Source organism: Streptomyces sp. NPDC041122, from assembly GCF_055592445.1.
Genome location: NZ_JBVIYQ010000012.1, coordinates 39,411 through 64,367 on the forward strand (window position 1 = coordinate 39,411; position 24,957 = coordinate 64,367).

Consider the following 24,957-nt stretch of genomic DNA (forward strand, 5'->3'; position numbering starts at 1 on the left):
AACCGCTCAGGCCTCGTCCACGTCCCCGCCCCGCTCAACCGCTCCGGCCGCTGCCTCCACCTTCGCGTACTGGGCCCGCCGGTGCTCCTCGCCGGGCTCCGCCGTCGCGCGTTCGGCGGTGGTGCCCGTGGCGCCGTCGAGTTGCTCACGCAGGATGTCGGCGTGGCCGGCGTGGCGGCTGGTCTCGGCCAGGACGTGCACCAGGACGGCGGTCAACGTCACTTCCGACCCCGGCCACCAGGGCACACGCCCCGGCGCGTCGCCGGCGAGGGTCGTGATGGTGGTGTCCGAGTGTTCCGCGACGCGGCGGTACCGGCCGACGATCTCCTCGCGCGTCTCCCGCTCGGTGGCCCACAGGTCGGTGCCGCTCGCCTCGGGGTCGTCCCAGCGGGGCAGGGGCTCCGGGAACGGGCGGTCGAAGACCTCACCGAAGTACCTGGCCTCCCAGGTCGACAGATGCTTGACCAGGCCGAGAAGGTTGGTGCCGCTCGCGGTCAACGGGCGCCGGACGTCGTACTCACTGAGCCCGTCGAGCTTCCAGACCACCGCCTCGCGAAGGGTTCGCAGGTAGCGGTGCAGGGCCTCTTTTGCGAGTTCATCGTTCACAGCGGAGGAGCCTGTCACCCGCCTTCGATGACGGGCAAGGGAATGAGGCGTGCCAAGAACATGCCCGTCACGTCACCGCCTCTTGCCCCGTGGTCAGTTGCTGCTGGGCCGCCGCTCGGTCGCCACCGGGTCGCCCACCTTCCGCGTGGCGCGCACCGCACGTCCGATCTCCAACAGCAACAACTCCCCCGCTCCCTCGATCCGCTCTCGTCGGCCCTGCGCGCCGACGTGGTCGGCCAACCGCGCCATGGGACCCGGCAGTTCGCCGGCTTCCCGCCGATGGCGGTCGCAGCGGGTCGCCATGGACGCGCGGAGGGCCGCCCGGGTCTGCTCCAGCAGCCGTTCGTGCGCGCCCCCGCGCAACAGATGCTGTACGGCCAGCAGTGCCGTCTCCGCATGCGCGACGACACCCTCGGCGGCCATCGGAGCCCTGGTCGTGGAACTGACCATGTGAGTCCGCCAGTTGACGGTGACCGTGGCCGTGGCCGTACCCGTGACCGTGGCCAAGGGCGCCATGACCGCCCTTACGGCAGCGGTGAGTTCGGCGCGTTCTCGCGCCTTGAAGTCGTCGGTGGCCCGGCTCAGGCAGGTCACCAGACGCACCAGCCGTGCGCGGGCCTGCGCCGTGGCGGGCGGGTGGGTGGGCGTACCGCACCAGCGGGCCGAGCGCGACGTCGCGGGTGACCTCCTGGCTGCGACGGCCGCGGCCCAGCCAGGTCAGCAGGGCCTTGTGGGCCTGCCGCGTGGGGACGGAATCGTCGCCGTACAGCCAGAGCCGCAGCGGGAGTTGGGCCAGGGTGGGGGGGCAGCTGCTCACGGCGGTGTTCTAGCAGGAACAGTCGCCGCTGGCCCGCGCCGTACTCGGCCTTGCCCGAACCGCGGTGTGCGGGGCGCGGGCCCGGATGGTCGAGGAGACCCGCGGAGACCCAGCCGCGGATCAGGCGTTCGTTGACGCCGGGGTGACCCGCGGCGTGCGCGTCGACGACGAGAGTGTCGATCGTGCCCGGCCCCTCGATGTGTTGCCAGTGCTGCACAGCCGGAAAGCTACAGCTGCTACATGTCTCAACAATGCCGGAGGGCCCGGCCGGACTGCCTCGGTTCCATGACGCGATGCGGAGCATCATCGAGCGGACGCGGCCCGCGACGCAGCTGGTCCTGCACACGCCGATGCGGGTCAGCGTCTCCGGCTCGGACCGGCGCGCGGCGCTTCCCGCGTACTGCCGGGCGGTGCGGGAGATCCCCGCGGACACCGGCGCGCTGCTCGTCGACCACGAGGCGTACCGGCGGGAGCATTACGACTCGGACGACCCGACCGCCTGGCTCGACGATCCGGCCCATCCCAACGCGGCCGGCCACCGCCACATGGCCGACCACACCCTGCGCGTCATGGGGCTCGGCGAGCCGGACCCTCTCCAGAGGCTGAGCGCACTCGCTACGAAGCCCGCGACGGCTCGCTGGGCCGCGGGGAGTCGGGGCGGCGCGGCGACTCCGCTCGTGTGGCGTCCAGACGGGCACGCTGCTCCTCGGTCAGCTCCAGGTCGAGTGCCTCGATTGCCTCGTCGAGCTGGTCGAGGCGGCTGACGCCGACGAGCGGGATGACGGCGGGCGAGCTCTGCAGCATCCAGGCGTAGACGACCTGGCCCGGCGTGGCTCCGGTCTCCGCCGCGATCTTCGCTAGCACCCGCAGGGCCGGCTCGGTGCCGTCGTGCCGGTACTCGGCCGGGACGGGCTTGCTGCCCGCGTAGGCGCCGTTCAGCAGCGCGCTGTAGGCGAGCACGGTGAGATCGGGCTGCGTGGCGGCGTACGCGAGCGTCGGTTCGTCCAGAGCCACTTGGTAGTCGAAGTCCGCGTCGGGCGCCGGAGTCAGATAGGTGTGCCGCTGCTGGAGCGCGGTGAACGCGGGCAGGGTCTGCCCCTTCGCGAGGTCCCGGGCGCGGGCGAGCCGCGTACCGTTCTGGTTGCTCATGCCGACCTGGCCCACCAGGCCTTCGGCGACCAGCTCGGCGTACGCGCCGACGGTCTCCTCCAAAGGGGTCGACGGGTCGTCGATGTGCCCGTACAGGAGATCGATCCGGTCGGTTCCGAGCCGCCGCAGGCTGCCGTGGACGGCGTTCCGCAGGGCCTGTGCGGACAGGCCTTCTCGGTTGGCGGGCCAGGTCCCCTCGCCGGCGGGCAGTGCGCCGGTCTTGGTGGCGACGGTGACCTCGTCCCTGATGCCGCGGGTGGCCAGCCAGCGGCCGAGGAGCCGCTCGCTGTCGCCGCCGTCGCTTCCCTCGCGCCAGAAGCAGTAACAGTTCGCGGTGTCGATGAACGTGCCGCCCTTCTCGACGAACCGGTCGAGCAGCGCGAAGGACATGTCCTCGTCGACCACCGTGCCGAACGGCAGCGTGCCCAGGCACAGCGCGGAAATCCGTTGAGAACCCATGGTGTGATGACGCACAGGATGCCCCCTTCTCAAGCCCACGAGCAGCCGCCGTCGATCGGCGGTGATCGGGATCCTGGCACCTGGAGTGCGCTCCAGCGCAAGGCCAGGACCAAGGGCAAGAGCCAAAAGCCAAGCGCAGGAACAGGCCTGCCGGATGTGGCGCGCGGGACGCCCCGCACAATGGCCGGACCGGCCCGGCGCACCCGGGTCGTCGCGCGGTATGGCGCGGATCACAGGAACTCCGCCGACGCGGCGGAGAGGAATCACCGTGAGGGACTCAGAGAACGATTTGCGCAGACGTGTGAGAGCCGGGGAACGCGACGCGTTCGCCGAGTTGTACGACCAGTACGCGGCGGCCGTCTACCAGCACGCCCTGTGGCTCTCCGGCGACTGGTCGACGGCGGAGGACGTCATGTCGGAGACGTTCCTCGCGGCTTGGCGGGCCCGCGAGCGGCTCCATCCGGACGAGGGTTCGCTGCGTCCCTGGCTACTGGGCATCGCCACCCACAAGGTGGAGAACACGCGGCGCGGGCTGCGTCGCCGCCTGGCCTTTCTGGCCCGCCAACGGCGCCGGCCCGAGGTCGCCGACTTCGCTCCCGAGATCGCCGGGCGCATCGACGACGCACGTCGGCTGCGCGCCGTACAGGCCGCCCTGAACCGGCTGCAGCGTCACGAGCGGGAAGTACTGACGCTCTGCGTGTGGTCCGGCCTCGACTACCGGCAGGCGGCGGAGGCGCTCGGCGTGCCCGTCGGCACCGTGCGCTCGCGTCTGTCGCGGGCCCGCGCGAAGCTCGCCCGGTTCGCCGACGAGGTCGCGGCCGAGGAGCGGACGGACAACGGGGGCCACGGCGGCAACCGGGCGACCGCCGCGAAGGCGTCGAACGCGGCGCACACGAAGAACTCGGCGAAGGCAAAGAACAGGGAACCGCGCGGCGCCCGCGGAGAGATGACTGGTGAAGCCGCACTCGCGGCCCTGCCCGTGCGGGAGGAAACGGCATGAACGACAGGGACACCGCCTCGACCGAGGCCCGGCGCGCCGATGCGGACATCGCCGCCGACGCCGACATCCAGGAGATCGCCCGGCTTCTGCCGCCCCCTCCCCCTCAGGGTCTCCCGCACGGGCAGCACCTCCAGCACAAGGAACGACTGATGCGACGCATCGACAGCGACCAGGCCGAGCAGACCGGCCGGGCCACCACGTCCCGGCACACCGGCGCCGACCCGGCCCGCCCCGGCACCCGCCCCTCCCGACGCCTGCTGCGCCCCGCGCTCCTGGTGCCGGTCTCCGCCCTCGCCCTCGGCGGCATCCTCGCCGCGGGCCTCACCCTCACCTCGGACGACGACGGCCCGGCCGCGACGGCGACCCGGCAGCACGACGCACGGGACATGCGACCCGCGGCGGCGCTCCTCGCGCAGATCTCCGACGCCGCGGGCAAGGGTGACGCCCTGCGGGTCGAGGACGATCAGTTCCTCTACACCCGGGAGAAGCTGCGCGAGGCGGATCTGAGCAGCGGCAAGGCGGTGGTCGGCCCGCTCCGGGACTCCGAGTCGTGGGTCTCCCAGGAGCCGGGCCCGCTGCGCAAGCTCGGCCTCACCCGCAGCGACGGGGAGACCCTCCCCATCAACGCCGAACTGGGCGACACCCACGGCACACCCGCGGGCCTGAACCGGCCCACGTACCACTGGCTCTCCTCGCTGCCCACCGACCCCGAGAAGCTGCTGACGTATCTGTACGCGAAGACGCCCGAGTCCGAGCGTGCGGAGCGGGACCAGGCGGTCTTCGACCGCATCGGAGGCCTCCTCGGCGGCGTGATGCCCCCGAGGACGGGCGCCGCCCTCTACCAGGCGGCGGCCAGGATTCCCGGCGTCACCAAGGTGTCGAAGGCCCATGACGTCACCGGCCGCTCCGGCGTAGCGATCGTCCGCGACGACTCGAAGTTCGGCACCCGCACCGAATGGGTCTTCGACCCGCAGGACTTCACCTTCCTCGGCTCGCGCAGCTACCTCGTCAAGGACACCCGGTACGGCAAGGCCGGCACCCTCATGTCCGCCACGGCGATCATCGACCACGCCGTGGTCGACAAGGCGGGCCAGGCACCCGCCTCCACGCGGGACAGCTGACGCGTACCCGCTCCGGTCTCCTCGGCCGCCGCGACTCTCCCGGTCGCGGCGGCCGATACGTGTCGGCCACCGATGCGGTCGCGACGGCCCGACGCGGTCGCTTCGGTCACCTCCGCGGACTCCGCGGAGTCACCTCATGGGGCGAAGTCGGGCAGGGTGAGGCACGCGTGGGCGGGCCGGCCCTTCGCGGGCGGCAGGGTGCTCAGAGCGCGCAGCATGTCGTTCCGCCTCTTCAGCGCCGGGGCCGTGGTCGGGAAGAGCGTCGCGTCGCCCTCGCCGATCAGGTCCTGGTTCCTCCGCACGAACTCACGGGTGCCGTGCTCGTAGGCGGCGAGCCCCGCCACCGCGTCCGGGGCAGCCAGGGAAGCCGCGAGCATGTAGGCGCCGACGAGCGCCAGGCTGGAGCCCTGTCCGGTGAGGAACGAGGGCGCGTACGCCGCATCACCCACCAGCGCCACCCTGCCGCTGGACCAACGGTCCATGCGGATCTGGCTGACGACGTCGACGAACAGGTCGTCCGCCTCGTCCATCGCGGCCACCATGCCCGGGACCTCCCAGCCCGCGTCGGCGTATGTCGCGACGATCAGGTCCCGTCGGGCCTCGGGGTCGCGGAGCACGTCGAACGGCGGTTTGACGTGGGCGAAGTTCAGGAAGGCGTGCACCTCGTCGCCGTTCCCCACGGCGTAGAGCGCCGCGGCCCGGCCAGGAACGTTCCACATCACGGTCTCGTGGGAGAGGCCGAGGGTGTTGCGCATGGTGAAGACGGCGAAGCAGTATCCGAGGTAGCGGTGGAACTGCTCTTCGGGGCCGAACAGGGAGGCCCGGGTCCGCGAGTGCAGCCCGTCCGCGCCCACCACGATGTCGAACGTACGACTGCCGCCCCCGCGAAAGGTGACGTCGACGTGGCGGTCGGACTGGTCGAGGGTGTCGACGGAGGTGTCGAACAGGAACTCCACGTCGTCCCGGACCGCCCCGTAGAGGGCGTCGGTCAGATCGCCGCGCCGCACCTCGATGTCCCGTCCCGCGAGACTGCCGACGACGGCATGCGGATCGACCGAGGCGACCGTGGCGCCGTCCTCTTCGAGGAAGGTGATCCGTCGCACGTCGACCTGTACGTCCAGCAGTTGCCGCAGGATCCCCATCCTGCGCACCACATCCAGCGCGGTGCCGCGCACATCGACGGGGTAGCCCCCGGCCCTCGGTGCGCTCGCCTTCTCCGCCACCGTGACCGCGTATCCGCAGCGGTTCAGCCAGTACGCGGCCGCCAGGCCCGCGATGCTCGCACCCGCTACCAGGGCCGTGCGGCGGTGCGGGACGCGGGCCCGCGACAACAGGTCGGTGCGGCTCATCGCTCGGCTCCCTTGTTCATGGTGCGGACGACGAGCAGGGACAGTGCCGTCAGGGCGCCGGCCACGATGAAGCCGGTGACGAACGCCGGCTCGGTCGGGTCCTTCGCCCCGGGGTGGGTTCCCGCGGCGAGGATGCCGCCGCTGACCTGGACGCCCGAGGCAAAACCGATCACGCGAGTCACCAGGACCAGGCTGGTGGCGATGCCGGTGCTGCCGTGGTCGACCGAGGTGGCGGTCCTGACCACCATGGCCGTGATGCAGACTCCACTGGCCAGGGCGATCAACGCCTTGCCGGCCATCAGGTGCCAGACCTCGGAGTGCAGGAACGCCAGGGTGAGCAAGGTGCTCGTCATGAGGCCGATTCCGGCGGTGACCACGGCCGTCGAGCCGTACCGCCGCGCCGCGAGACCGCCGAGGGGGCCGCTGATCGCCGCCGTGACGGCGCTGGGCAGCAGGTACCTCCCGATGTCGGTCGAACCGGCCCCGAAGCCGAACCCGTCCGCGGACACCGCGAACAGTTGCGGGACGAGGTAGGTCGCCGCCGAGGTCCCGACGCAGACGGCGAGCGTGACCACGTAGGAGCTCCAGATCGCCGGCTTGGCCAGCAGGTCCAGGTCGACCATCGGCGCGGCCGACCGGCGTTCCACGACGACCCAACGCGAGACGAGGACGACGAGGAGCACGACGAGCGCGCCGAACACGAGCGGCTGGTCGGCGGCGTCGGCCGCCGTCGCGAGTCCGGCCATGAGCGTCAGCAGAATCCCGCTCAGCAGAGCGAGGCCGGGCCAGTCGATCCGGGCGCTCGAGCGGACGGGCGCGTCGTCCGGCATCACCCTGTGGACCCATACGGTCGCCACGACGATCACGGCCGTCGGTATCGCGAACATCCAGTGCCGGGACAGCCCTTCGGCGATCGGCCCGGCCATCAGCGTGCCCAGCATGCCCCCGCCCACGAACATTCCGCTGACCACCCCGATGGCCACCTGGGACTGTCCGGCCGGGAGGTGCCGCCGCACCAGGATGAACGACAGGGGCATCGCGCCCACCATCGCGCCCTCCAGCATCTGGCCGAGCAGCAGCACCGGAAGGTTCGGCGCGAGCGCGGAGATCAGACCGCCGGCCGAGACCACCGCCATCAGCCGGAGCATGACCCATTTGCCGCCGAAGCGGTCGCCGAGGTTGCCCGCTATGGGGGTGACGAGCGCGCCGGTGATGAGCATGGTGATGCTGAGGAGCGCCCCTTGGGCGGTGCTCATCGACAGTTCGCGCTGCAGCAGCGGGAGCGTCGGTGTCACCACGGATTCGAGCGATCCGGTGGCGGCCGCCAGCATGCCGAGAGCGGCGACGGCGGGTTTTCCGACCCGTACGGGGTGAGCCGGAGGGGCGGGCGCAGCCAGGGCTGTCGTCACGGATGTGCCGCTGGGCTCGGGTGCGTACTCGTGGTTGTGCTCGTGGTTGTGCTCGGGATTTTGATCGCGCTGGTGCTTCGTCACATGGGCTCCCTTGTCGTGAGAGCCGGCATGTTAGGAATCGGGCCGTTCCCCCCACATCACCCCACGGAGCCACTGTTCACGTCATACCGAGGGGTGAGCTGGTGCCCCTTACGGACCGGAGCGAACCCGAGCGCGGCCTCAGGAGCCACCCGGCAGCAGCACCGCCGAGTCCGGCTCCGGCCGGGTGTCGAAGCCGTCGGTGACGGCGAAGCGTTCCAGGTCGACGACCGCGATCCGGTTGGGCCCGAGCAGGGACACGTACGCCACGGGCCGATGGGGGTGGAAGGCCACCGCGGCCGGTGTGCCGTCGAGGGTGAGGGAGCGGATCGGGCGCAGGTCGCTGCCCCGGAGGGTGAGCGTGCCGGCGACGATGTCGGTGACCAGGAGCCGCTCGTCGTCGACGGTGTAGACCCGCAACGGGTCCCCGCTCACCTTCCGGCTCCGCCGCACCTCGAGGGTGTGGGCGTCCAGGGCGACCAGCGTCGAGCTCTTGCGGGCCCCGACGAACAGCGTCTTCTCGTCCCGGCTCAGACAGCTGCTCTCGGGCAGCCGTCCGGGGGTGGCCAGGAGCGGCGGCGCGGAGGCGTCGTGCGGGCGCACCAGGCTCACGGTGTGGGACAACAGGCCGGTGACGTAGGCCCGTTCGCCGTCACGACTGAGGGAGAACAGGTGCGTTTTCACTCCGTGGGTGGGTACGGCGTCGGTCGGCGCCGCGTCCGTCGCCGGGGTGTCGAAGCCGAGCAGGACGGCCTTCTCCTCGCTCAGCGCGTACAGCCGGTCCTGGCCGTCGATCCCCATGCCGTGGATGCGGTTGAACGGCCGCGTGTCGATGGTGCGCGCCAAGGAGCGGGTGGCCAGGTCGATGACGAAGACCGCGGCGCCGCCCTCACCGGGGGTGGAGGACATGCGTACGCCGTAGTGCCCGACGTAGGCGAACCGCCGGCGCGAGTCGACGACCAGCTCGTGCGGGTAGTCGGGCAGCGGGACCGTCCCCCGCTGCCGCCCCGACGCCACGTCGTAGAAGCTGACCGAGTGTCCGCTCTTCTCGACGACCATCAGCTCGTCCGCACGCGCCGCCCGGGAACCGGGCAAGGGCAGATCGGTCGCCCATGTCCCGGCGCCCGCCCCCGCCGCCGCCTTGATGACCGTTCGACGTGTCGCCACGCTGCCCACCCCGATCTGATCTCTCGTCGCTCTCTCACCGGTCCGCCGCGCCGGGGCCCGTGCCCCTGACAGCCAGATCCTCCATCAGGTCGCCGCTCACGCGCGGGGGTTCGCCCGGGTCAGCGGGCTCACCCGCGTCCGCCGCGTCGGCCGAGTCAGCCACGAAGGCTGGGTCGGCTGGACCCGGACGGGCTCGGCGGGTGAGGGTGGGGTCGTGACTCATACGCCGCAATCAGGTCTTTTCACCCGCAGGTACGGGGCGCCGCCGCGCCAGGGCGGGCCTGTCGTCGTGCTCGTGCACGGCCTCGGCCTCTCGGGGCGGTACTTCATCCCGCTCGCGCGACGGCTGGCCGGGGGCGGGGCGACCGTACTGGTACCCGATCTGCCGGGCAACGCGCGCTCGCGCCGCGCCGTCCGCCGCGCGCCCCCGGTGGGCGAGGCCGCGGACGCCCTGGCCCACTGGTGCGAGCAGTCGGCGCGGGGGCCGAACCTGTTCGTGGCCAACTCGGTCGGCTGCCAGGTGGTCGCTTCCCTGGCGGCCCGCCACCCGCACCTGGTGGACCGGTTGGTGCTGATCGGCCCGGCCCTCGAACCCGGGACGTCCGGCCTGCGTCAGTTCGGCCGGCTCCTCGCCGACGTTCCCCGCGAGCCGCTCGGCCTGCTCCCGCTGGCCGCGTTCGACTATCTGGCGACCGGCCTGCCGCGCTGCGCCGCCTCGTTCCGGCACGCCCTGCGGGATGCCGCCGAGGCATTCGAGGTGAACCTCTCCCGGGTGCGTGTGCCGACGCTCGTCGTACGGGGAGCGGGTGACACGATCGCCTCCGACGCCTGGATCCGGCGCATGGCACACCTGATCGGCCCCGAGGTGGGCGCCACCACGGACGTCCTTCCGGGCGCCGCCCACGCGGCCCACTTCAGCGCGCCGGACGCCATGGCGGCACTGATCGAGAAGTTCACCGCGGGAGGAGAACCCGGATGAAGCCGTCGAAGACGTCCGACCCCGCCCCGGCCCGGCAACGGGAGCGCCCGTCGCCCTGGCTGCGGCTGTTGCCCGGCATCTCCCCCAAACGCCGGGGGTTCATCCTGGCCTGGTGGGGGTTCGCCCTCACCTTCGGCGGGATGCGCCTGCTCACCTGGCTCATCCACATCGACGTGGCCGGGGTGGGCGACATGCAGGCGGGCGGGGTGCACATCCACCATTACGTGTGGGGCATCCTGCTGCTCGCGGCGGTGGGCGCCGCCGGTCTGGCCGACCGTACGGCGCGGGCCCGCGCGTGGCTGGGCCTGGCGTACGGGGTCGGGCTGGCCCTCGTGGTCGACGAGGCAGCGCTCCTGATCAGTCTGGAAGACGTGTACTGGGACACGGAGGGCGGGTTCAGCATCGCCCTCGCCATCGCCGTGATCGCCGTCGCCGGCAGCGTGCTGGCGGTCACACGGGGGCGGCGCGCCTCCAAAGCCGACCACGACCGAGAGCGCTGAGGGGGCGTGGCGCCGGGGACGCCAAGGGACACTGAGCGCGCGTCACGACGAGCCTCGGCCCGCCGGCCGCAACAGCACCGGCAGCGTCCGCACACTGTTGCTGACGAACGAGGGCAGCGGCGTCAAGTCGGCCACAGGGCAGGCGAGTTGCATGTGCGGGAAGCGCTCGAACAGGGCCGGCAGCGCGATCTGCGCTTCGAGACGGGCCAGGGCGGCGCCGATGCAGTAATGCGGTCCGTGCCCGAAGGAGAGGTGCCTGCTCGGGGGCCGGGTGATGTCGAACTCGTCCGCTCCGGGGCCGTGTCGGCGGGGGTCGCGGCCCGCGGCGGCGTACGAGGCGAGTATCGCCTCCCCCTTCGGGATCACGGTGTCGCCGACGGGGATGTCGTCGAGTGTGTACCGCAGCGGGAAGTGGGCGACGGGCGAGTCCCAGCGCAGGGTCTCCTCGACCACCGCGGCCCAGCCAGCCCGTCCCGCGTCCAACGCCTGCCGCTGCCCGGGGTGGGTGAGGAGCGCCTTGGTCGCGTTGGTGAGCAGGTTGAGCGTGGTGCCGTGACCGGCGACGATGACCAGGACGAGGGTGCCGATCAGCTCCCGGGGCGAGAGCCGGTCGCCGCCGTCGTGGGCGGCCGTCAGGTGGCTGGTGAGATCGTCGCCGGGCCGGTCGCGCCGCAGCGTGACCAGGTCGGTCAGCAGCGCGTGCAGGGACTTCCGGGTCGCCGCCGTCTCGTGCGGGGTGGTCGTGCTGCTGACCAGGCTGGCGGACAGATCGCGGAACGCGTCGAACCGCTCCGCGGGCACGCCCATCAGCCTGCCGATGGTGTTCATGGGCAGCGGGTAGGCGAACTGGCGACGCAAGTCCACTGATCCGCCCGGCTGTTCGGCGAGTGCGTCCAGCAGACGGTGGGTCTCGGTCTCGATGCCGTGCCGCATCGCCTCGACCCGTCGGGCCGTGAAGGCCTGGGAGATCAGGCCGCGCAGCCTACGGTGGTCGTCGCCGTCGGCCGTGGTCATGCCCGGGTTGGTGACGAAGTCGATCAGCGGCCAGCCATCGGGGACGCTCCCCTCGCACAGCGCCCGCCAGTGCGCCGGATCCTTGACGACACGAGGGTCGGCGAGCACGTTCTGCAGCGCGTCGTGCCGGGTGATCACCCAGGCGGGAACGTTCCCGGGGAGCTCCACGCGTACGGCGGGCCCGAGTTCGCGCAGACCGGCACTCTCGCCGTGCACGTCGGCCGCGGTCACGTCGAGGCGTATGAGCGGGGGGTCGGTGGTCACTGGGCACCTTCCTCGTCACTACAACGGGTCTGCTGTACGCCGACTGTCCACCATGGCACGCCAACCCGGCGTACAGTCGCGGAAGTTGACGGGAAGGGAGCGGCGAATGCTTCATGACCTGGGCGAGCTCGGCCGTGTCGGCCGTGTGCTGAACGAGGTGATGGGCCTGCTCGAGGACGAGCGGGAGCGCCTCGAGGAGCTGTACGGGCAGACGGCGGCCGACGAGTGCACCGCGGGCAGCCCCCGGCAGACGCTGCACGGGATCGGCGACCTCACCCGCGGCGTGAGCGACGCACTGCGGTACGTCGCCCTGGCTCTCGGCTACGTGGCGCTCGGCCTGGACGCGCGAGCCGACCACGCCGTGAAGATGGCGCGCATGAAGCCGGTCGGTGTGCCCTCCGGGGTGGACCGCATGGCACGGCCGCTCGGCGCCTCCACCGTGCGGGCGCTGGAGCTGATCGGGCAGCTCGACAGCTTCTTCGCCGACGGCATCGGGATGGCCGTCGAGGTGACGCTGGCCGCGCCCCAGGCGACGTACCCGCCGGACGACTGGGAGGCGTACCAGCGCCAGCAGATGAACCGGCCGGACTGAGGGCGACGCCCCCTCGTACAGGGACGACGCCCTTTCGCACAGGAGCGGGCGCCCTCTCACCCGGCACGCGGGGAGGGAGCGGCCCCCTCAGGCCTCTTCCGGAGTCACCGAGCCCGACCCCACCCCGGCGCCCGTCCGGTACACGTGACGTGTGGTCGCCGGCCGCTCCCACACCGGTGGACGCAGCGTCATCAGGAGGTCGGCGAGGCCGCCGGGCGCCCGTCCGCGCAGCCGGGCCGCCGTGCGGACGGGGTGCTGGTCGGTGCGGGCGACGCGGTGGCCGCTCGCGACGAGCCGGCCCACGAGGTCGCGGTCCTCGCCGGTGGGCAGTGCGGCGAACCCGCCCACCCGCCGGTACGCCGCGGCGCTCAGGCCCATGTTCGCGCCGTGGACGTGCGGATGCTCCCACGCCGTGGCCCTGCCGGTGAGCGGCCGGGTGCGGAAGTAGTCGGCGTCGTGCCGGGCGACGACCAGGGAGCCGGTCCGGGCGGGGGCGAGCCGGATGGTGCCGAGGACGGCGTCGTACCCGCGCCGGGCCCAGGCGATCTGATGGGTGAGCCAGTCCTCGGGCACGGTCGTGTCGGCATCCGTCATCGCCAGCCACACGTCCTGGCCCGTCGCCGGCCGCTCCCCCGCCTCCGCGAGCCGCTCCATCGCGTGCTGGGCGCCTGCCGCGCGGGCGGCCCCGACGTTCCGCGCGGCGGTCTCGACGACCTCCGCGCCCGCGGCGGCTGCCACGGCCGCGGTCGCGTCCGTGCACGCGTCCGCCGTCACCACGATCACCACGGGAACCGGCGCAGCCCGCGCCGCGGCCCGGCGCAGGCTGCGCAGACAGGCGCCGATGCGGTGTTGCTCGTTGTGGGCGGGGACGACGACGGCCAGCGCCGCGGGGGCCGGGCCGGAGGCGGGGACGGGCGTCACGCGAGTCCCTCCGCGCGAGCGGGCGAGAGCGCCGGGCCCCCGTCCGGGGCGTGTGCGTGGACGGTGAGGGTGAAGTCGGGGTCGTCGTAGCGGGCCAGCCGGCTGAGGCGCAGGCCCGCACGCCGCTCCGGACCCGGCAACGCATCGAGGTGGTCGGCGATCTCCCGCCCCGTACAGGCGTGTTCGGCCACGGGGTGGTTCCAGTGCACCGTGACCAGGTGGCCTCCCGCGACGAGGCTCTCCACACTCCGCCGCAGCAGCCGGTCCCGGGTCGCCTCGTCGAAGTAGTAGAGGAGTTCCGAGAGCACCACGAGGTCGAAGGTCTGCTCGGGCCACTCCTCGGGGACGGTCATCCGTTGTACGTCGACGTGGTCGAGGCCGGCCGTACGCCGGGCGGTGGTCTCGACGGCCGACGGCGCGCGGTCGGTGGACAGCAGGTGGTCGCACCGGCCGGCCAGGAGCTCGGTCAACACCCCGACCGAGCAGCCCGGTTCGAAGGCGCGCTCGTAGCGGGCACGGGGCAGCGCCGCGACGGTGAGCTGGTACTTGCGCCGGTCGTACCACCGCTCGTCGAGGTGCCAGGGGTCGGCGGCCCGGGCGTACTGCTCGTCGAAGTAGGCGGCCGGGGTACTCATCGCATCACCGTCTCGAAGGCGCGGATGTGGTGGGCGATCTCCTCCGCGGGAAGTACCGGCGCGATGCCCGGTCCGCGGGGCTCCAGCTGGCTCGCGAAGCGGGCGAGAGCCGCCTTCTTCCGGTCGAGTGCCGCCTCGGAGAGCGGCAGGACGCCGCAACGGTGCCACGGCACGCGCGCGTCGTCGGGCCGGGCCCAGTGCCACATCCACACCGGGTACGACCACACGGGGAGCGAGGTGCGACGGCAGGCGCGCAGGGCGGCCCTGCCCGCGGCCTCGTGGTCGCTGTGCAGGTCAGCCGCCCACGGCGCGACGCACACGGCGGCCCCGACCCCGTCCAGGATTCCGCCGATCACGGTGGCCGCCTCGTGCTCGTAGGCGTCGAGTCCCGTGTCGGGCAGCGCGGCGAACACCGGCTCGGGTACGGGGCCGAGTTCGGCCAGCGCCGCCCTCAGCTCGTCCCGCCGCCGGGCGGCCAGTCCGGCCCGGGCGGAGGCGGTCGCGGCGCCGTGGGACGCCTCCCCGTCGGTGAGACACACGGTGTGCACCTCGACGCCGGCGGCGAGCAGCGTGGCGATGGTGCCGCCGAAGCCCAGGACCTCGTCGTCGGGGTGGGCGGCCACGACCACGACGGGTCCGGCCGGGAGGTCCAGCTCCGGCAGCCGTGCGAGCAGTCCCGCGTCCCGCCACTCCGCCTCGGCGGTGCCCCGCGCGTCGATGGCCGCGGCGGCAGCCGACCTCGCATCCGTACTCGTGCTCGCGTGCGTGCTGTGGGGGCGAGTGGTCTGCGGCAGGCTCATCGCGCGGCCCCACCGGTCTCGGCCGTGGCCAGCCGCCCGAGTTCCGCGAGGTTCCCCTCGGCGTGGTGCTGGCGTACGTACACCGTCAGATCCGCCACCGCGCGCGCGTGCGCCTCGTCGTGGCACAGCGGCCCGGCGCCGGTGGCACGGCCGACGCGGTCGAGCACCTCCGTGCACACCTTCTCCACGAACGCCCGCACCCGCAGGCTGCGCACCCGCGCCTCGCCGCGCTCGTCGAGGGGGTCGGCGTCGATGTCGTCCCCGGCCTGGCGCAGCAGCGTGCCGGCGGTGTGCAGCAGCAGGTCGACGGCGCCGAGGTGGGCCGCCGCGTGGTCGTTGAGCCGGCCCGCCGCGGCCCGCTCGAACAGCGGCGCGGCGACCGCGTGGGCGCCGCCGAGCCAGCAGGCGGCCACGCCGATGCCGCCGTGCTGGAAACCGGGACGGTCCAGGTAGGAGTCCACCTGGCCGACCGCGCGTGCGGGCACGTCCTCGAACGACACGTCCAGGCTGTCGCTTCCGGCCATGCCGACGGCGGGCCACGTGCCCCGCACCGGTGTGACGCCGGGGTGCGCCAGCGCCACCGCGAAGAGGCGGTATCCGTCGTCCGCGTCGGCGCTCACCAAGGCGTGCGTGCAGGCGCGGGCGCCGGAGCAGTACGGCTTGACGCCGCTGAGCGTCCAGCCCTGCGCGGTCCGCGTCGCCCGGACGCCGGGGCCCGGCGGACGCGCTGCCCACACGCCCCACCGCTCCCCCGGCGCGGGCGCGGAAGCCTCCACCTCGTCCAGGATCGCCGCCGCGTCCAGATGTCCCTCGGCGAGCCGCACCAGCGACAGGTCACGCCGTCCGAGCGCCGTGAGAGCGGCGAACCGGCGGGCGGTCGACCGGCCGGGGAGCGGTACCCCTGCGGCCTCCCGCTCGACGAACTCCGTGAACAGGTCCGCGGTGCGCCGCTCCGCGGCGCCGAGCGGTTCTCGCTGCTCGGTCAGTTCCGGAGGCGTGGTGATCACGCGGACCTCCTGTGGATCTTCGATCTTCGACGACACCGACACGCGACCTGTTAACCGGAGGCTCCCGGTCAAAACCACCGGTCACTCTGTGTGCGGGCCGTGCTCCGGTGCGCGCGGGGCGGCACGGACGCCGGGCCGTGGACGCGAGGGGTACGTGACGGGCCGGGGAGAGGCCGTACGTGGGCGTACGCGGGCGTGTGTACTGGGACGGGTCGGCGCCGCACGTTCCGCCCCGCACAGTGACAGCATCGGCCAGCGCGCGGGGCCCCGCCACTTCAACCGGTGCGGCCTGCACGGGCAGCCACCGCCCACTCGCACCGCGCTTCCCGGGCCGCTCCCGCGCCACCCGCACCGGGCTTCCCGGGCTGCGCCGCGCCCGTACGCGTCGCACCCTGGAGTCATGTCACCGGCCCCGGGCGACACCCCGGCCCCGATAGTCGTCCACCGCCCCTCACCGTCGGGCGGGCGGCGGGTGACGGCGCGTGGGCAGATCCTCGGTCTCGCCCACTCCGACCACGACGTCGTGGAGTTCCTGCGCCGCGCCGGGCTGCCCGACGCGGAGGGCCTGCTCGACGACCCCGCGTGGGTGACGTGGCGAGGGGGCCGCGCCCACCACTACGAGGCGGCCTGAGGGTGACCCGGAAGCGGGGGGCGGCGTCAGCCGCTCGGCGCCGTGCTCCGGAACCGGGCGCGGTAGGCGGTCGGAGTGGTCCCCAGAGCGTGCTGGAAGACGCGGCGCATGGTCTCCGAGGAGCCGAGGCCGGACTCCTCGGCCACCTGCTCGACCGTGTCGTTGCCCGCTTCGAGGAGGGCGCGGGCGGCCTCGAGTCGTACGGATTCCAGGTACCGCCCCGTCGTCATCCCGGTCTCCCTGCGGAACAGCCTGCCGAGGTGGCGGGCGCTGACGCCGACGTCGCGCGCGAGCGAGTCCAGGCTGTGCGGGGCGGCCGGATCCGTTCCGACGCGGTCCATCACCTGACGTACCACCGGGTGCCGCGCCTCACGCGGTGTCAGCCGGGCGCTGAACTGGGACTGCCCTCCGGGCCGTGCCATGAAGACGACCAGCTCGCGGGCCACCTCCCGGGCGAGGTCGGCCCCGTGGTCGTCCTCGACCAGGCACAGGGCGAGGTCGATGCCCGCGGTGACACCGGCCGAGGTGATGACGTCGCCGTCCCTGACGAAGATCGGGTCGGTCTCCACGCTCACCTCGGGATAGGCGGTCGCCAGCTGTGCGGCGAGCTGCCAGTGCGTGGCGGCGCGCCGTCCGTTCAGCGTGCCCGTCTCGGCCAGGACGAAGGCTCCGGCACATACCGACGCGGTCCGCCGTGCGCGGCCGGCGACGTCGGTGACGAGGTCCACCAGCTGCCGGTCGGCGACGGCCCTCCGCCAGTCGCGCCGGCCCGGCACGACCACCGTGCCGAGCCGCCCGGGCAGCGCGTGCGCCTCGGCGTCGACGCCGATGCGCACGCCCGATGAGGTGCGGACGTCGGTGCCGGTCGGCGAGACGATCCGTACGTCGTAGCGGGCGCCGAAGGCGTTGGCCGTGGTGAAGACCTCGACGGGGCCGGTGACGTCCAGCAGTTGCACGCCGTCGAAGGCGGTCACCACGACCACGTGGCGCGCCGGCGTGCGGGCGGCTACTCGGCCCACGGGGAGTCCAGGATCGTGCGCACGAAGTCCCCGCGCTCGAATCCCGGCACGTAGTGCGCGAGCACATCGGCCTTCACGTTGCCGAACGTGGTCTGCGGCTTGGGGCGCACTCCGTCGGTGAAGGCCTCCAGGATGCGCTTCTTGAAGCCGGGGCGCGGGTGCGCGGCGACGACCGCGGCGCGGTCCGCCGCGTCGAGGTCGTGGTAGCCGATGCCGAGGACGTCGTACTCCACGCCCGCGGTGACCAGCGCCACCTCCGGTTCCATGTGCGCGGGGATGCCCGGGGTGGTGTGCAGGGCGATGGCGGTCCACACGCGCCGGATGCTGTCCTCCGGCACTTGGCGCGCCTGGAGGAACCGGCGGGCCTCGTCGGCGCTGTCCACCTCGAAGCGCCGCCCGCTGTCGTGGAAGGGTTCGTTCAGGCCGAGGTCGTGGAACATCGCCGCGACGTAGAGGAGCTCGGGGTCGAAGCTCAGGTCCCGGCGGGCGCCCTGGAGGCTGCCGAAGAAGTACACGCGGCGCGAGTGGTGGTAGATCAGCTCGCCGGTGCTGTCGCGCACGAGCTCGGTCGCCTCCCGCGCGAGCCTGGAGTCCGGCACCCGCACACCGGCCGGAGCAGAGGAGTCGTCCGTCATCGCCATCACCTGGTTCCTCGGTCCACCGGTCCTTCCGGCGACATCTCAAGTCTCCGGTGCGCCGGCGTGCCGCGCCATGGCTGTGGGGCCGTGTACCCCACAGATACGGACACGGCCGCCCCCGGGGTCAGTGCGCGGCGCCCAGCCGCTTGCGCACCGGTGTGCCGGTACGCGTGCGGTGCGCGAGACGGGCCGTGCGGGTGGCGACGTCCACCGTGTACGCCTCGACGGTCATCGCCCGCCCGGACACCTTCAGGACCATGAAGCCGTGCTCGGAGAAGTTCTGCCAGGCCGACGGGTGATCGAAGTGGGCTTTGCCGTCACCGGACTTGGCGGCCGCGCCGCAGACGATCTGCCGGGTGCCGCCGGTGCGGGCGGTGGGCTCCAGGATCTGCAGGGTGTGGTCGTGCCCGGAGAGGATCAGGTCGGCCTGCCCGCACACCACCTCCTCGTACAGCTCCTTGAGGTGGATGCCGCTGGTGTAGTTCCCGATCACGAAGCCGTCGTACGAACCGGCGCTGCCGTGCTGGCCGTTGTTGAGGTACGGGTGGTGGCCGAGCACGATCTTCCAGCGGGCCCGCGACGCCTTCAGCGCGCCGTCCAGCCAGCTGCGCTGCGCGCGCATGTACGGGCCGTTCCACCAGTAGTGCGGGTCGAGCTGGGCGACGTACGAGGAGACGGGGTTGGTGTCGAGCGCGAAGAACTCCACGACCGGGTCGCCGTCGTCGCCCGTGCCGGCCGGCAGGGCGACGTTGTAGTAGCGGCTCGGCATGTACCAGCGCGGTGACGTCGCGGCGTACGCGACCTCGCGGTCGCCGCGCGAGGGGTCGCCGCCGCTGCCGGGTATCAGGCCGGAGCAGTCGTGGTTGCCGAGGACCATCAGCCACGGGATGTCCAGACCGGAGTTGGGGTCCTCGAACTTGGTGCGGAACTCCGAGTCGTCGGCGGACTCGGGCCCGTTCTCGTAGATGTTGTCGCCGAGGCCGACCGCGAGGCCGATGCCCTCCGCGCGGCACACCTCGCGGGCCGCGGCGGCCACCGCGTGCTGGGCCTCCTCTCCGGTCCCTGCGTCACCGGTGAGGAGCACCGCGTACTCCCCGGCCCTGTTCGGGGCGGTCGGCAGCGGGAACTTGCCGGTGCGGGCGGTGGTGGCCGTCGCCGGAGCGGGGGAGCCGCCCGGCAGGACGGTCAGCGCGGCCGCCCCGGCGACCACGCCGCCCAGCACGGCCCGGCGGCGCGGCGCCCGCAGCTGCCTGACCCGCTCCCCCACCGGTCCTTCGGCCAGGGCCGGGTCGGCCGTCAGCCACTGATCCTCCGTCAGATCCGCGCTCGGCGGTATCAACTCGTCGTCGCACATGGAGGGTTTCTCTCATGGGAGCGCGTGCCGATGGTGGGGAACCGATGAACTCCTGGTGGACGAATGGACACGGATCATGGTCCGCCCGCGCGGAGTTCAGGCCGCCTCCACGACCTCGGGTGCCTGTGTCGGGTCCGTGGGGTTCTTCGGGTCCGTGCCCTTGGCGAACTGGGTGCGGTACAGCTCCGCGTAGCGGCCGTTCAGGGCGAGGAGTTCCTCGTGGGTGCCGCGTTCCACGATCCGTCCCGCCTCGACGACGAGGATCTGGTCGGCGGAGCGCACCGTGGAGAGCCGGTGGGCGATCACCACGGCGGTGCGGCCCTCCAGCGCCTCGCCCAGCGCCTCCTGGACCGCGGCCTCGGAGGTGTTGTCGAGGTGGGCCGTGGCCTCGTCGAGGATGACGACCCGCTGTCCGGCGAGGAGCAGCCGCGCGATGGTCATGCGCTGGCGCTCGCCGCCGGAGAGGCGGTATCCGCGCTCGCCGACCACCGTGTCGAGGCCGTCGGGCAGGGAGCGTACGAGGTCTTCGAGGCGGGCGCGCCGCAGGACGTCCCAAAGGTCGTCCTCGCTCGCGCCGGGCCGGGCGAGGAGCAGGTTGGCGCGGACGGACTCGTGGAAGAGGTGGCCGTCCTGCGTGACCATGCCGAGGGTGGCCCGCATCGACTCGGCGGACAGGTCCCGCACGTCGACGCCGCCGATGCGGACGGCTCCCGCGTCGGTGTCGTACAGGCGCGGCAGCAGTTGCGCGATGGTCGACTTGCCCGCCCCCGAGGAGCCGACGAGGGCGACGGTCTGGCCGGGTTCGGCGCGGAAGGACACGCCGTGCAGCACCTCGTCGCCGCCGCGGGTGTCGAGGGTGACGACCTCTTCGAGCGAGGCGAGGGAGACCTTGTCGGCGGACGGGTAGGCGAACCGCACGTCGTCGAACTCGACCGCCACGGGGCCCTCGGGCACCGGCACCGCGTCGTCCTTCTCCTCGATGAGCGGCTTCAGGTCGAGCACCTCGAAGACCCGCTCGAAGCTGACGAGGGCGCTCATGACCTCGACGCGGGCGCCGGCCAGCGAGGTCAGCGGCGCGTACAGCCGGGTGAGGAGCAGGGCGAGGGAGACGACGGCGCCCGCCTTGAGGGAGCCCTCCAGCGCGAAGTAGCCGCCCAGGCCGTAGACGAGGGCCAGCGCGAGGGCCGACACCAGGGTGAGGGCGGTGATGAAGGCCGACTGCGCCATGGCGGTGCGTACGCCGATGTCCCGCACCCGGTGGGCGCGCTCGGCGAACTCCGCGGACTCGTCGCCGGGCCGGCCGAAGAGCTTGATGAGGGTGGCTCCGGGCGCCGAGAAGCGCTCGGTCATCCGGGTGCCCATGGCGGCGTTGTGGTGGGCGGCCTCGCGCTGGAGCCGGGCCATCCGCGAGCCCATCCGGCGGGCGGGGACGACGAAGACGGGCAGCAGGACCAGCGCGAGCAGGGTGATCTGCCAGGAGAGCGTCATCATGACGACGAGGGTCAGGAGCAGGGTGACGACGTTCCCGACGACGCCGGACAGCGTGTTGCTGAACGCCCGCTGGGCGCCGACCACGTCGTTGTTGAGGCGGCTGACCAGGGCGCCCGTGCGGGTGCGGGTGAAGAAGGCGACGGGCATGCGCTGGACGTGGTCGAACACGGCGGTCCGCAGGTCCAGGATGAGCCCTTCGCCGAGGTTCGCCGACAGCCAGCGGCTGAGCAGTCCGAGCCCGGCCTCGGCGAGGGCGATGCCCGCGATGAGCAGGGCGTACCGTACGACGACCGAGGAGTCGTCGCCCGAGACGATGGCGGTGACGACGTATCCGGCGAGGACCGGCGTCGCCACGGCGAGCAGTGCGGTGACGATGCTGAGCAGCACGAACTGCCAGATGCGTCGGCGGTGGGGCCGCGCGAAGACGGCGATGCGGCGCAGTGTGGCGCGGGCGAAGGGGCGGCGGTCCTGCTGGGCATGCATGACGCTGTACATCTGCGTCCATGCCGTCGTTTCCATGCTCATGCGGAAAACGTTAGAACCTCAACTAAAGTTGAGGTCAAGCCCCGGCGGGTATTTCACCCTCCAGAACCGCCGTTCCCACCCCGGGGTGTCCGGGGCCGGACGGGCCCGGTGCCGGTCCGGCCGACACGGTCCCTAGCCGAGTTCGAGCGAGGTGACGCCGAAGACCCGCTCGTGCGCGTAGTCCCTGATGGGTCCGGTGTACATGCGGGCCGTGTCGAAGGTGGGCTTCATGCCGCGGGTCTCGGCGAGCGCCACCGCCTCCGGGTTGGTGTCCGGCACGTCCATCGCGACGGGAAGGCCGTCCGCCTCCGCGGCCAGCGCGTCGAGGAGCGCCTCGGCGTCGGCGCGGGTGTCCGCGAAGAGCGGGCCGACGCGGCGGGCGTCGCGGCCGGGCCTCAGCACCCCGTATCCGGTGAGCCTGCCGTCGACGATACGGGCGAGGGAGCGGTGGCCGGGGGCGGTCAGCCAGGACTCCAGGAAGCGTGGCCGGTCCGCGGGCAGGCACGCGCTGTCGTACGCGACGAGCGCCCGCAGGCCGGCCGCCTCCACCGGGCGCACGTGCCGGTCGGGCGCGTCGGTCACGGGGAGCGTGCCGAGGTATCGCTGGGTGCCGTGCTTCCGTACGAAGCCGGAGCGGCGGTAATTGTCCTGCTGGGCCGGGACGCCGTCCAGTCCCACGGTCCGGTCCCCCGCGTGCGCGAGCCCCGCCCGCCAGGTGGCGAGGCCGTGGCCGCGGCCGCGCAGGTCGGGGCGGACGAGGTAGCAGCCGAGGAAGGCGTACGCCTCCCCGTAGTTGACGACGGAGATCGCGGAGACCGGTTCACCGTCGACGCGTCCCAGGAAGAACCCGTCGGGGTCCTGCGCGAAGAACGAGGGGGTGTCGGTGAGGCCGGGGTTCCAGCCCTCGTCCGCCGCCCAGCCCGTCACCACCCGCCAGTCGTCGGGCGTGGCCCGTGTGATCGCGAGCCGCCCGGGGGCCGAATCCGTCATCGCTGCACCCTTCTCGATCCGATGGGGCGGCGTGGACCACCGCGCCCGGGTGCATCCTGCCCGACCCCGCGTCAGCCGATGCCCGCCACATGACGCTCGCGCGCGGCGCCGAACCCGGCCACGACCTGGGGCAGCAGCAGGACGAGCAGGAGGACCAGCGGCACGGTCCAGCTGTGCGAGACGTCGTGGACGGCGCCGAGCAGGGTCGGCCCGGTGGCGGCGAGGATGTAGCCGAAGCACTGGGCCATGCTGGAGAGTTGGGCCGCGTGCCGGGCGTCGGGGGCCCGCTGCACGATGAACAGGAGCGCCAGGCTGATGGCCGCGCCCTGGCCGAGGCCGAGCAGTGTCATCCACAGGTAGGCGCCGCCGACGGGCGCGGCGAGCAGTCCGCCGTAGCCGAGGGCGCAGAGCACGGCGCCGAGCGCGGCCAGGGCGCCCGGGCGCAGCCTGCCGCCCACGACGACCGGGGCGAGGAAGGAGCCCGCGATGCCGAGCAGCGAGGAGAAGGAGAGCATCCAGCCGGCGTCACCGGCGGCCATCCCCGCGTCCTGGAACACCGTCGGCAACCAGGCGGCCGCGGCGTAGTAGTTGAGGGACTGCAGTCCCATGTACGCGGTGACCTGCCAGGCCAGCGGGGAGCGCCAGAGGCCTCGCACGGGGTGGGCCGCCTGCCGGACCGTCGCCGCGCTCACCCGGGTACGGGAGCGCAGCTGCGGCAGCCACACCACCAGGGCGACGACCGCGAGGGCGCCCCAGCAGGCCAGGGTGGTGCGCCAGTTCATGCCGCTCGCCTGCTGCACGGGCAGGGTGACGCCGGCCGCGAGGGCGGCGCCGCCGAACAGCGACATCGAGTAGAGGCCGGTCATCAGGCCGGCCTTCGCGGGGAAGTCGCGCTTGATCAGGCCGGGCAGCAGGACGTTGGCGACGGCTATGCCGGCGCCGATGACGACGGTGCCCGCGAAGAGCGCGACGACCGAGTCGAGCAGGCGCAGGGCCGTGCCCGCGCAGATCAGTGCCATGGTGCCGAGCAGCGACCGCTCCATGCCGAAGCGGCGGCCGAGCCGCGGCGCGACCGGCGCGAGCAGGCCGAAGCAGAGCAGCGGGAGCGCAGTGAGCAGGCTGGTCGCGGCGGCCGACATGCCGCTGTCGTCGCGGATGGTGTCGGCGAGCGGGGAGACGGCGACGAGGGCGGGGCGGAGGTTGAGCGCCAGCAGGACGACGCCGAGAGCGAGGTAGAGGGCACGGCGCCCGACCGGGAGCGAGGAGGGGCCCGGCGCCGCGCCGGCCCCGGCAGACGTGGTCCCCTGGGCCGCACCGGCGTCGCCGGACCCGAGTTCCTGGGTCGCACCCGCTGCGACCGGCCCGTGCTCCGGGGCGGCGCCGGTCTCGCCGGACGTGCGCGCCGGGCCCGCACCGGTCCGCGCGGCGCCGTCGGGTGCGGCCCCGCCGGTGGCCGGTGCTGCTGTCTCACTCATGTACTGCTCCTGCTTCGCGTGCTGCTGGTGGCTCATGTGCGGTGTGCGGCGTCCGCCGCGTCCGGGTCGTCGTCGAGGACGTCGCCGGGATCGTCCAGCGGCTGTTCGCGCAGGGCGGCCATGCCCTCGGAGATGTGGGCGAGCACCGCGGCCTCGGCGGCCCCGGCGTCCCGCGCCTCGATGGCGTCGACGATCGCCTTGTGACCGGCGAGCTGGTGGCGGACGGAGTCGGGGACGGGCGCCCCCATGACGGACTGCACGGTGGAGCGCAGGGCGTCGCTGAGGTGTCCGTACAGCTCGGCGAGGACGGTGTTGTGCGCCGCGTCGGCGACGGTGCGGTGGAAGGCCATGTCCGCGTCGACGAACGCCGCGGTGTTGCCGCTCTCCCAGGCCAGGGTGCGCTCCTCCAGCGCGGCCCGCAGCGTCGCGAGGTCCTCGTCCGTGCGGCGCTCCGCGGCGTACCGGGCGGCGTCGCGCTCGAGGCCCGCGCGCACTTCGTACGCCTCCAGGATCCCCGCCCTGCGCATCCTGCGCTGGACCGCGGCGCCGAAGTCGCTGTTGGCGCGCACATAGGTGCCGTCGCCCTGGCGGGGTTCGAGCATGCCGGTGTGCACGAGGGCGCGGACCGCCTCGCGCACGGTGTTGCGGCCCACGGCGAGCTGCTGCACCAGCAGCGGTTCGGCCGGGATCTTCTCGCCGACGCGCCACTCGCCGTCGGCGATGAGGCTCTCCATCTGGGCGATGACGAGGTCGACGAGGTTGGTCCGGGCGGCGCTGCGCAACGGCATCGGTCGGCACACCTTCTCTCGGGGACGCCATACCTGGGAACATCCCATGTATACGAGACATGGGAACATCCCATGTTTCTCTCTGTCAAACGACGCGGACCCCGTCACGGACATGGCGCGAACGAGGCGCGAACGAGGGCAGACCGCCCGTCGGTCGCAGGTTTTACCCGCTCCCC

General features: G+C 73.0%; 25 protein-coding genes. 6 read left to right on the plus strand and 19 right to left on the minus strand.

The window, feature by feature from the left end:
- Positions 1-6: 6 nt before the first annotated feature.
- From ACZ6B8_RS34745 to ACZ6B8_RS34755, 3 genes are all read right to left on the minus strand, one after another.
- Entirely contained in the window at positions 7-606 is a 600-nt protein-coding gene (locus ACZ6B8_RS34745) for a DinB family protein (protein WP_471072051.1), read from the minus strand.
- Positions 607-699: 93 nt separating this feature from the next.
- Complete coding sequence (locus ACZ6B8_RS34750) at positions 700-1,200, minus strand: hypothetical protein (protein WP_471609753.1); 501 nt, start codon at positions 1,198-1,200, stop codon at positions 700-702.
- 838 nt (positions 1,201-2,038) lie between these two features.
- Positions 2,039-3,031 (minus strand): aldo/keto reductase, encoded by a 993-nt coding sequence (locus ACZ6B8_RS34755; protein ID WP_471609754.1) that lies wholly within the window; start codon positions 3,029-3,031, stop codon positions 2,039-2,041.
- 289 nt (positions 3,032-3,320) lie between these two features.
- Between ACZ6B8_RS34755 and ACZ6B8_RS34760 the strand changes: the two genes are divergently transcribed.
- The gene (locus tag ACZ6B8_RS34760) at positions 3,321-4,031 is read left to right on the plus strand and encodes an RNA polymerase sigma factor (protein ID WP_471609964.1); all 711 of its coding nucleotides are present in this window, start codon (positions 3,321-3,323) and stop codon (positions 4,029-4,031) included.
- Positions 4,028-5,152 carry a CU044_5270 family protein gene (locus ACZ6B8_RS34765; protein ID WP_471609755.1) on the plus strand — a complete coding sequence of 375 codons (1,125 nt, stop codon included), beginning with the start codon at positions 4,028-4,030 and terminating at the stop codon, positions 5,150-5,152. Before ACZ6B8_RS34760 ends, ACZ6B8_RS34765 begins: the two co-directional genes overlap by 4 nt.
- 134 nt (positions 5,153-5,286) lie before the next feature.
- Here ACZ6B8_RS34765 and ACZ6B8_RS34770 read toward each other — a convergent pair whose 3' ends face one another.
- From ACZ6B8_RS34770 to ACZ6B8_RS34785, 4 genes are all read right to left on the minus strand, one after another.
- Positions 5,287-6,501 (minus strand): FAD-dependent monooxygenase, encoded by a 1,215-nt coding sequence (locus tag ACZ6B8_RS34770; RefSeq protein ID WP_471609756.1) that lies wholly within the window; start codon positions 6,499-6,501, stop codon positions 5,287-5,289.
- Positions 6,498-7,832 carry an MFS transporter gene (locus ACZ6B8_RS34775; protein ID WP_471609965.1) on the minus strand — a complete coding sequence of 445 codons (1,335 nt, stop codon included), beginning with the start codon at positions 7,830-7,832 and terminating at the stop codon, positions 6,498-6,500. Before ACZ6B8_RS34775 ends, ACZ6B8_RS34770 begins: the two co-directional genes overlap by 4 nt.
- A gap of 300 nt (positions 7,833-8,132) precedes the next feature.
- Entirely contained in the window at positions 8,133-9,158 is a 1,026-nt protein-coding gene (locus ACZ6B8_RS34780; protein WP_471609757.1) for a YncE family protein, read from the minus strand.
- Positions 9,159-9,192: 34 nt separating this feature from the next.
- On the minus strand, positions 9,193-9,321 hold the full coding sequence (locus ACZ6B8_RS34785) for a hypothetical protein (RefSeq protein ID WP_471072069.1): 129 nt from the start codon (positions 9,319-9,321) through the stop codon (positions 9,193-9,195).
- A gap of 51 nt (positions 9,322-9,372) precedes the next feature.
- On the opposite strand from ACZ6B8_RS34785, the gene ACZ6B8_RS34790 reads away from it, so the two are divergent.
- The gene (locus tag ACZ6B8_RS34790) at positions 9,373-10,137 is read left to right on the plus strand and encodes an alpha/beta fold hydrolase (protein ID WP_471609758.1); all 765 of its coding nucleotides are present in this window, start codon (positions 9,373-9,375) and stop codon (positions 10,135-10,137) included.
- A complete protein-coding gene (locus tag ACZ6B8_RS34795) occupies positions 10,134-10,637 on the plus strand; it encodes a hypothetical protein (RefSeq protein ID WP_471072075.1) in 504 nt (167 codons plus the stop codon). Before ACZ6B8_RS34790 ends, ACZ6B8_RS34795 begins: the two co-directional genes overlap by 4 nt.
- A 42-nt stretch (positions 10,638-10,679) precedes the next feature.
- On the opposite strand, the gene ACZ6B8_RS34800 is transcribed toward ACZ6B8_RS34795, so the two are convergent.
- Positions 10,680-11,915, minus strand: coding sequence for a cytochrome P450 family protein (locus ACZ6B8_RS34800; protein WP_471609759.1), 1,236 nt, complete (start codon positions 11,913-11,915; stop codon positions 10,680-10,682).
- 106 nt (positions 11,916-12,021) lie between these two features.
- Between ACZ6B8_RS34800 and ACZ6B8_RS34805 the strand changes: the two genes are divergently transcribed.
- The gene (locus ACZ6B8_RS34805) at positions 12,022-12,507 is read left to right on the plus strand and encodes a hypothetical protein (protein ID WP_471072081.1); all 486 of its coding nucleotides are present in this window, start codon (positions 12,022-12,024) and stop codon (positions 12,505-12,507) included.
- Positions 12,508-12,594: 87 nt separating this feature from the next.
- Here the strand turns inward: ACZ6B8_RS34805 and ACZ6B8_RS34810 are convergent, their stop codons facing one another.
- From ACZ6B8_RS34810 to ACZ6B8_RS34825, 4 genes are read right to left on the minus strand one after another with little or no spacing between them, the layout of a single operon-like run.
- Complete coding sequence (locus ACZ6B8_RS34810) at positions 12,595-13,428, minus strand: glycosyltransferase family 2 protein (RefSeq protein ID WP_471609760.1); 834 nt, start codon at positions 13,426-13,428, stop codon at positions 12,595-12,597.
- A complete protein-coding gene (locus tag ACZ6B8_RS34815; protein ID WP_471072087.1) occupies positions 13,425-14,063 on the minus strand; it encodes an SAM-dependent methyltransferase in 639 nt (212 codons plus the stop codon). The genes ACZ6B8_RS34810 and ACZ6B8_RS34815 overlap by 4 nt, the downstream gene beginning before the upstream one ends.
- Entirely contained in the window at positions 14,060-14,863 is an 804-nt protein-coding gene (locus ACZ6B8_RS34820) for a PIG-L deacetylase family protein (protein ID WP_471072090.1), read from the minus strand. The genes ACZ6B8_RS34815 and ACZ6B8_RS34820 overlap by 4 nt, the downstream gene beginning before the upstream one ends.
- Positions 14,860-15,867 carry an acyl-CoA dehydrogenase family protein gene (locus ACZ6B8_RS34825; protein ID WP_471609966.1) on the minus strand — a complete coding sequence of 336 codons (1,008 nt, stop codon included), beginning with the start codon at positions 15,865-15,867 and terminating at the stop codon, positions 14,860-14,862. The genes ACZ6B8_RS34820 and ACZ6B8_RS34825 overlap by 4 nt, the downstream gene beginning before the upstream one ends.
- 403 nt (positions 15,868-16,270) lie before the next feature.
- Between ACZ6B8_RS34825 and ACZ6B8_RS34830 the strand changes: the two genes are divergently transcribed.
- Complete coding sequence (locus ACZ6B8_RS34830) at positions 16,271-16,501, plus strand: hypothetical protein (RefSeq protein ID WP_471609761.1); 231 nt, start codon at positions 16,271-16,273, stop codon at positions 16,499-16,501.
- A gap of 26 nt (positions 16,502-16,527) precedes the next feature.
- Here ACZ6B8_RS34830 and ACZ6B8_RS34835 read toward each other — a convergent pair whose 3' ends face one another.
- The 7 genes from ACZ6B8_RS34835 to ACZ6B8_RS34865 all read right to left on the minus strand — a co-directional run bounded on the left by ACZ6B8_RS34835 (position 16,528) and on the right by ACZ6B8_RS34865 (position 24,781).
- The gene (locus tag ACZ6B8_RS34835) at positions 16,528-17,520 is read right to left on the minus strand and encodes a GlxA family transcriptional regulator (RefSeq protein WP_471609762.1); all 993 of its coding nucleotides are present in this window, start codon (positions 17,518-17,520) and stop codon (positions 16,528-16,530) included.
- Positions 17,508-18,155 (minus strand): HD domain-containing protein, encoded by a 648-nt coding sequence (locus tag ACZ6B8_RS34840; RefSeq protein WP_471609967.1) that lies wholly within the window; start codon positions 18,153-18,155, stop codon positions 17,508-17,510. Before ACZ6B8_RS34840 ends, ACZ6B8_RS34835 begins: the two co-directional genes overlap by 13 nt.
- A gap of 127 nt (positions 18,156-18,282) precedes the next feature.
- Positions 18,283-19,512 carry a metallophosphoesterase gene (locus ACZ6B8_RS34845; RefSeq protein ID WP_471609763.1) on the minus strand — a complete coding sequence of 410 codons (1,230 nt, stop codon included), beginning with the start codon at positions 19,510-19,512 and terminating at the stop codon, positions 18,283-18,285.
- 96 nt (positions 19,513-19,608) lie between these two features.
- The gene (locus ACZ6B8_RS34850; RefSeq protein ID WP_471609764.1) at positions 19,609-21,528 is read right to left on the minus strand and encodes an ABC transporter ATP-binding protein; all 1,920 of its coding nucleotides are present in this window, start codon (positions 21,526-21,528) and stop codon (positions 19,609-19,611) included.
- Between the two features lie 132 nt (positions 21,529-21,660).
- The gene (locus tag ACZ6B8_RS34855; RefSeq protein WP_471609765.1) at positions 21,661-22,518 is read right to left on the minus strand and encodes a GNAT family N-acetyltransferase; all 858 of its coding nucleotides are present in this window, start codon (positions 22,516-22,518) and stop codon (positions 21,661-21,663) included.
- Positions 22,519-22,589: 71 nt separating this feature from the next.
- Positions 22,590-23,993 (minus strand): CynX/NimT family MFS transporter, encoded by a 1,404-nt coding sequence (locus tag ACZ6B8_RS34860; RefSeq protein WP_471609766.1) that lies wholly within the window; start codon positions 23,991-23,993, stop codon positions 22,590-22,592.
- Positions 23,994-24,025: 32 nt separating this feature from the next.
- On the minus strand, positions 24,026-24,781 hold the full coding sequence (locus ACZ6B8_RS34865) for a FadR/GntR family transcriptional regulator (protein ID WP_471609767.1): 756 nt from the start codon (positions 24,779-24,781) through the stop codon (positions 24,026-24,028).
- Positions 24,782-24,957 lie beyond the last annotated feature (176 nt).

What these genes read in the sequence shown, in the direction of transcription:
- ACZ6B8_RS34765 (WP_471609755.1), top strand. Translation starts at nt 4,028, where the DNA reads ATGAACGACAGGGACACCGCCTCGACCGAGGCCCGGCGCGCCGATGCG.
- ACZ6B8_RS34795 (WP_471072075.1), top strand. Translation starts at nt 10,134, where the DNA reads ATGAAGCCGTCGAAGACGTCCGACCCCGCCCCGGCCCGGCAACGGGAG.
- ACZ6B8_RS34815 (WP_471072087.1), bottom strand. Translation starts at nt 14,063, where the DNA reads ATGAGTACCCCGGCCGCCTACTTCGACGAGCAGTACGCCCGGGCCGCC.
- ACZ6B8_RS34840 (WP_471609967.1), bottom strand. Translation starts at nt 18,155, where the DNA reads ATGACGGACGACTCCTCTGCTCCGGCCGGTGTGCGGGTGCCGGACTCC.
- ACZ6B8_RS34865 (WP_471609767.1), bottom strand. Translation starts at nt 24,781, where the DNA reads ATGCCGTTGCGCAGCGCCGCCCGGACCAACCTCGTCGACCTCGTCATC.
- ACZ6B8_RS34770 (WP_471609756.1), bottom strand. Translation starts at nt 6,501, where the DNA reads ATGAGCCGCACCGACCTGTTGTCGCGGGCCCGCGTCCCGCACCGCCGC.
- ACZ6B8_RS34830 (WP_471609761.1), top strand. Translation starts at nt 16,271, where the DNA reads ATGTCACCGGCCCCGGGCGACACCCCGGCCCCGATAGTCGTCCACCGC.
- ACZ6B8_RS34845 (WP_471609763.1), bottom strand. Translation starts at nt 19,512, where the DNA reads ATGTGCGACGACGAGTTGATACCGCCGAGCGCGGATCTGACGGAGGAT.
- ACZ6B8_RS34860 (WP_471609766.1), bottom strand. Translation starts at nt 23,993, where the DNA reads ATGAGTGAGACAGCAGCACCGGCCACCGGCGGGGCCGCACCCGACGGC.
- ACZ6B8_RS34805 (WP_471072081.1), top strand. Translation starts at nt 12,022, where the DNA reads ATGCTTCATGACCTGGGCGAGCTCGGCCGTGTCGGCCGTGTGCTGAAC.
- ACZ6B8_RS34775 (WP_471609965.1), bottom strand. Translation starts at nt 7,832, where the DNA reads ATGCTGGCGGCCGCCACCGGATCGCTCGAATCCGTGGTGACACCGACG.
- ACZ6B8_RS34855 (WP_471609765.1), bottom strand. Translation starts at nt 22,518, where the DNA reads ATGACGGATTCGGCCCCCGGGCGGCTCGCGATCACACGGGCCACGCCC.
- ACZ6B8_RS34755 (WP_471609754.1), bottom strand. Translation starts at nt 3,031, where the DNA reads ATGGGTTCTCAACGGATTTCCGCGCTGTGCCTGGGCACGCTGCCGTTC.
- ACZ6B8_RS34820 (WP_471072090.1), bottom strand. Translation starts at nt 14,863, where the DNA reads ATGAGCCTGCCGCAGACCACTCGCCCCCACAGCACGCACGCGAGCACG.
- ACZ6B8_RS34850 (WP_471609764.1), bottom strand. Translation starts at nt 21,528, where the DNA reads ATGAGCATGGAAACGACGGCATGGACGCAGATGTACAGCGTCATGCAT.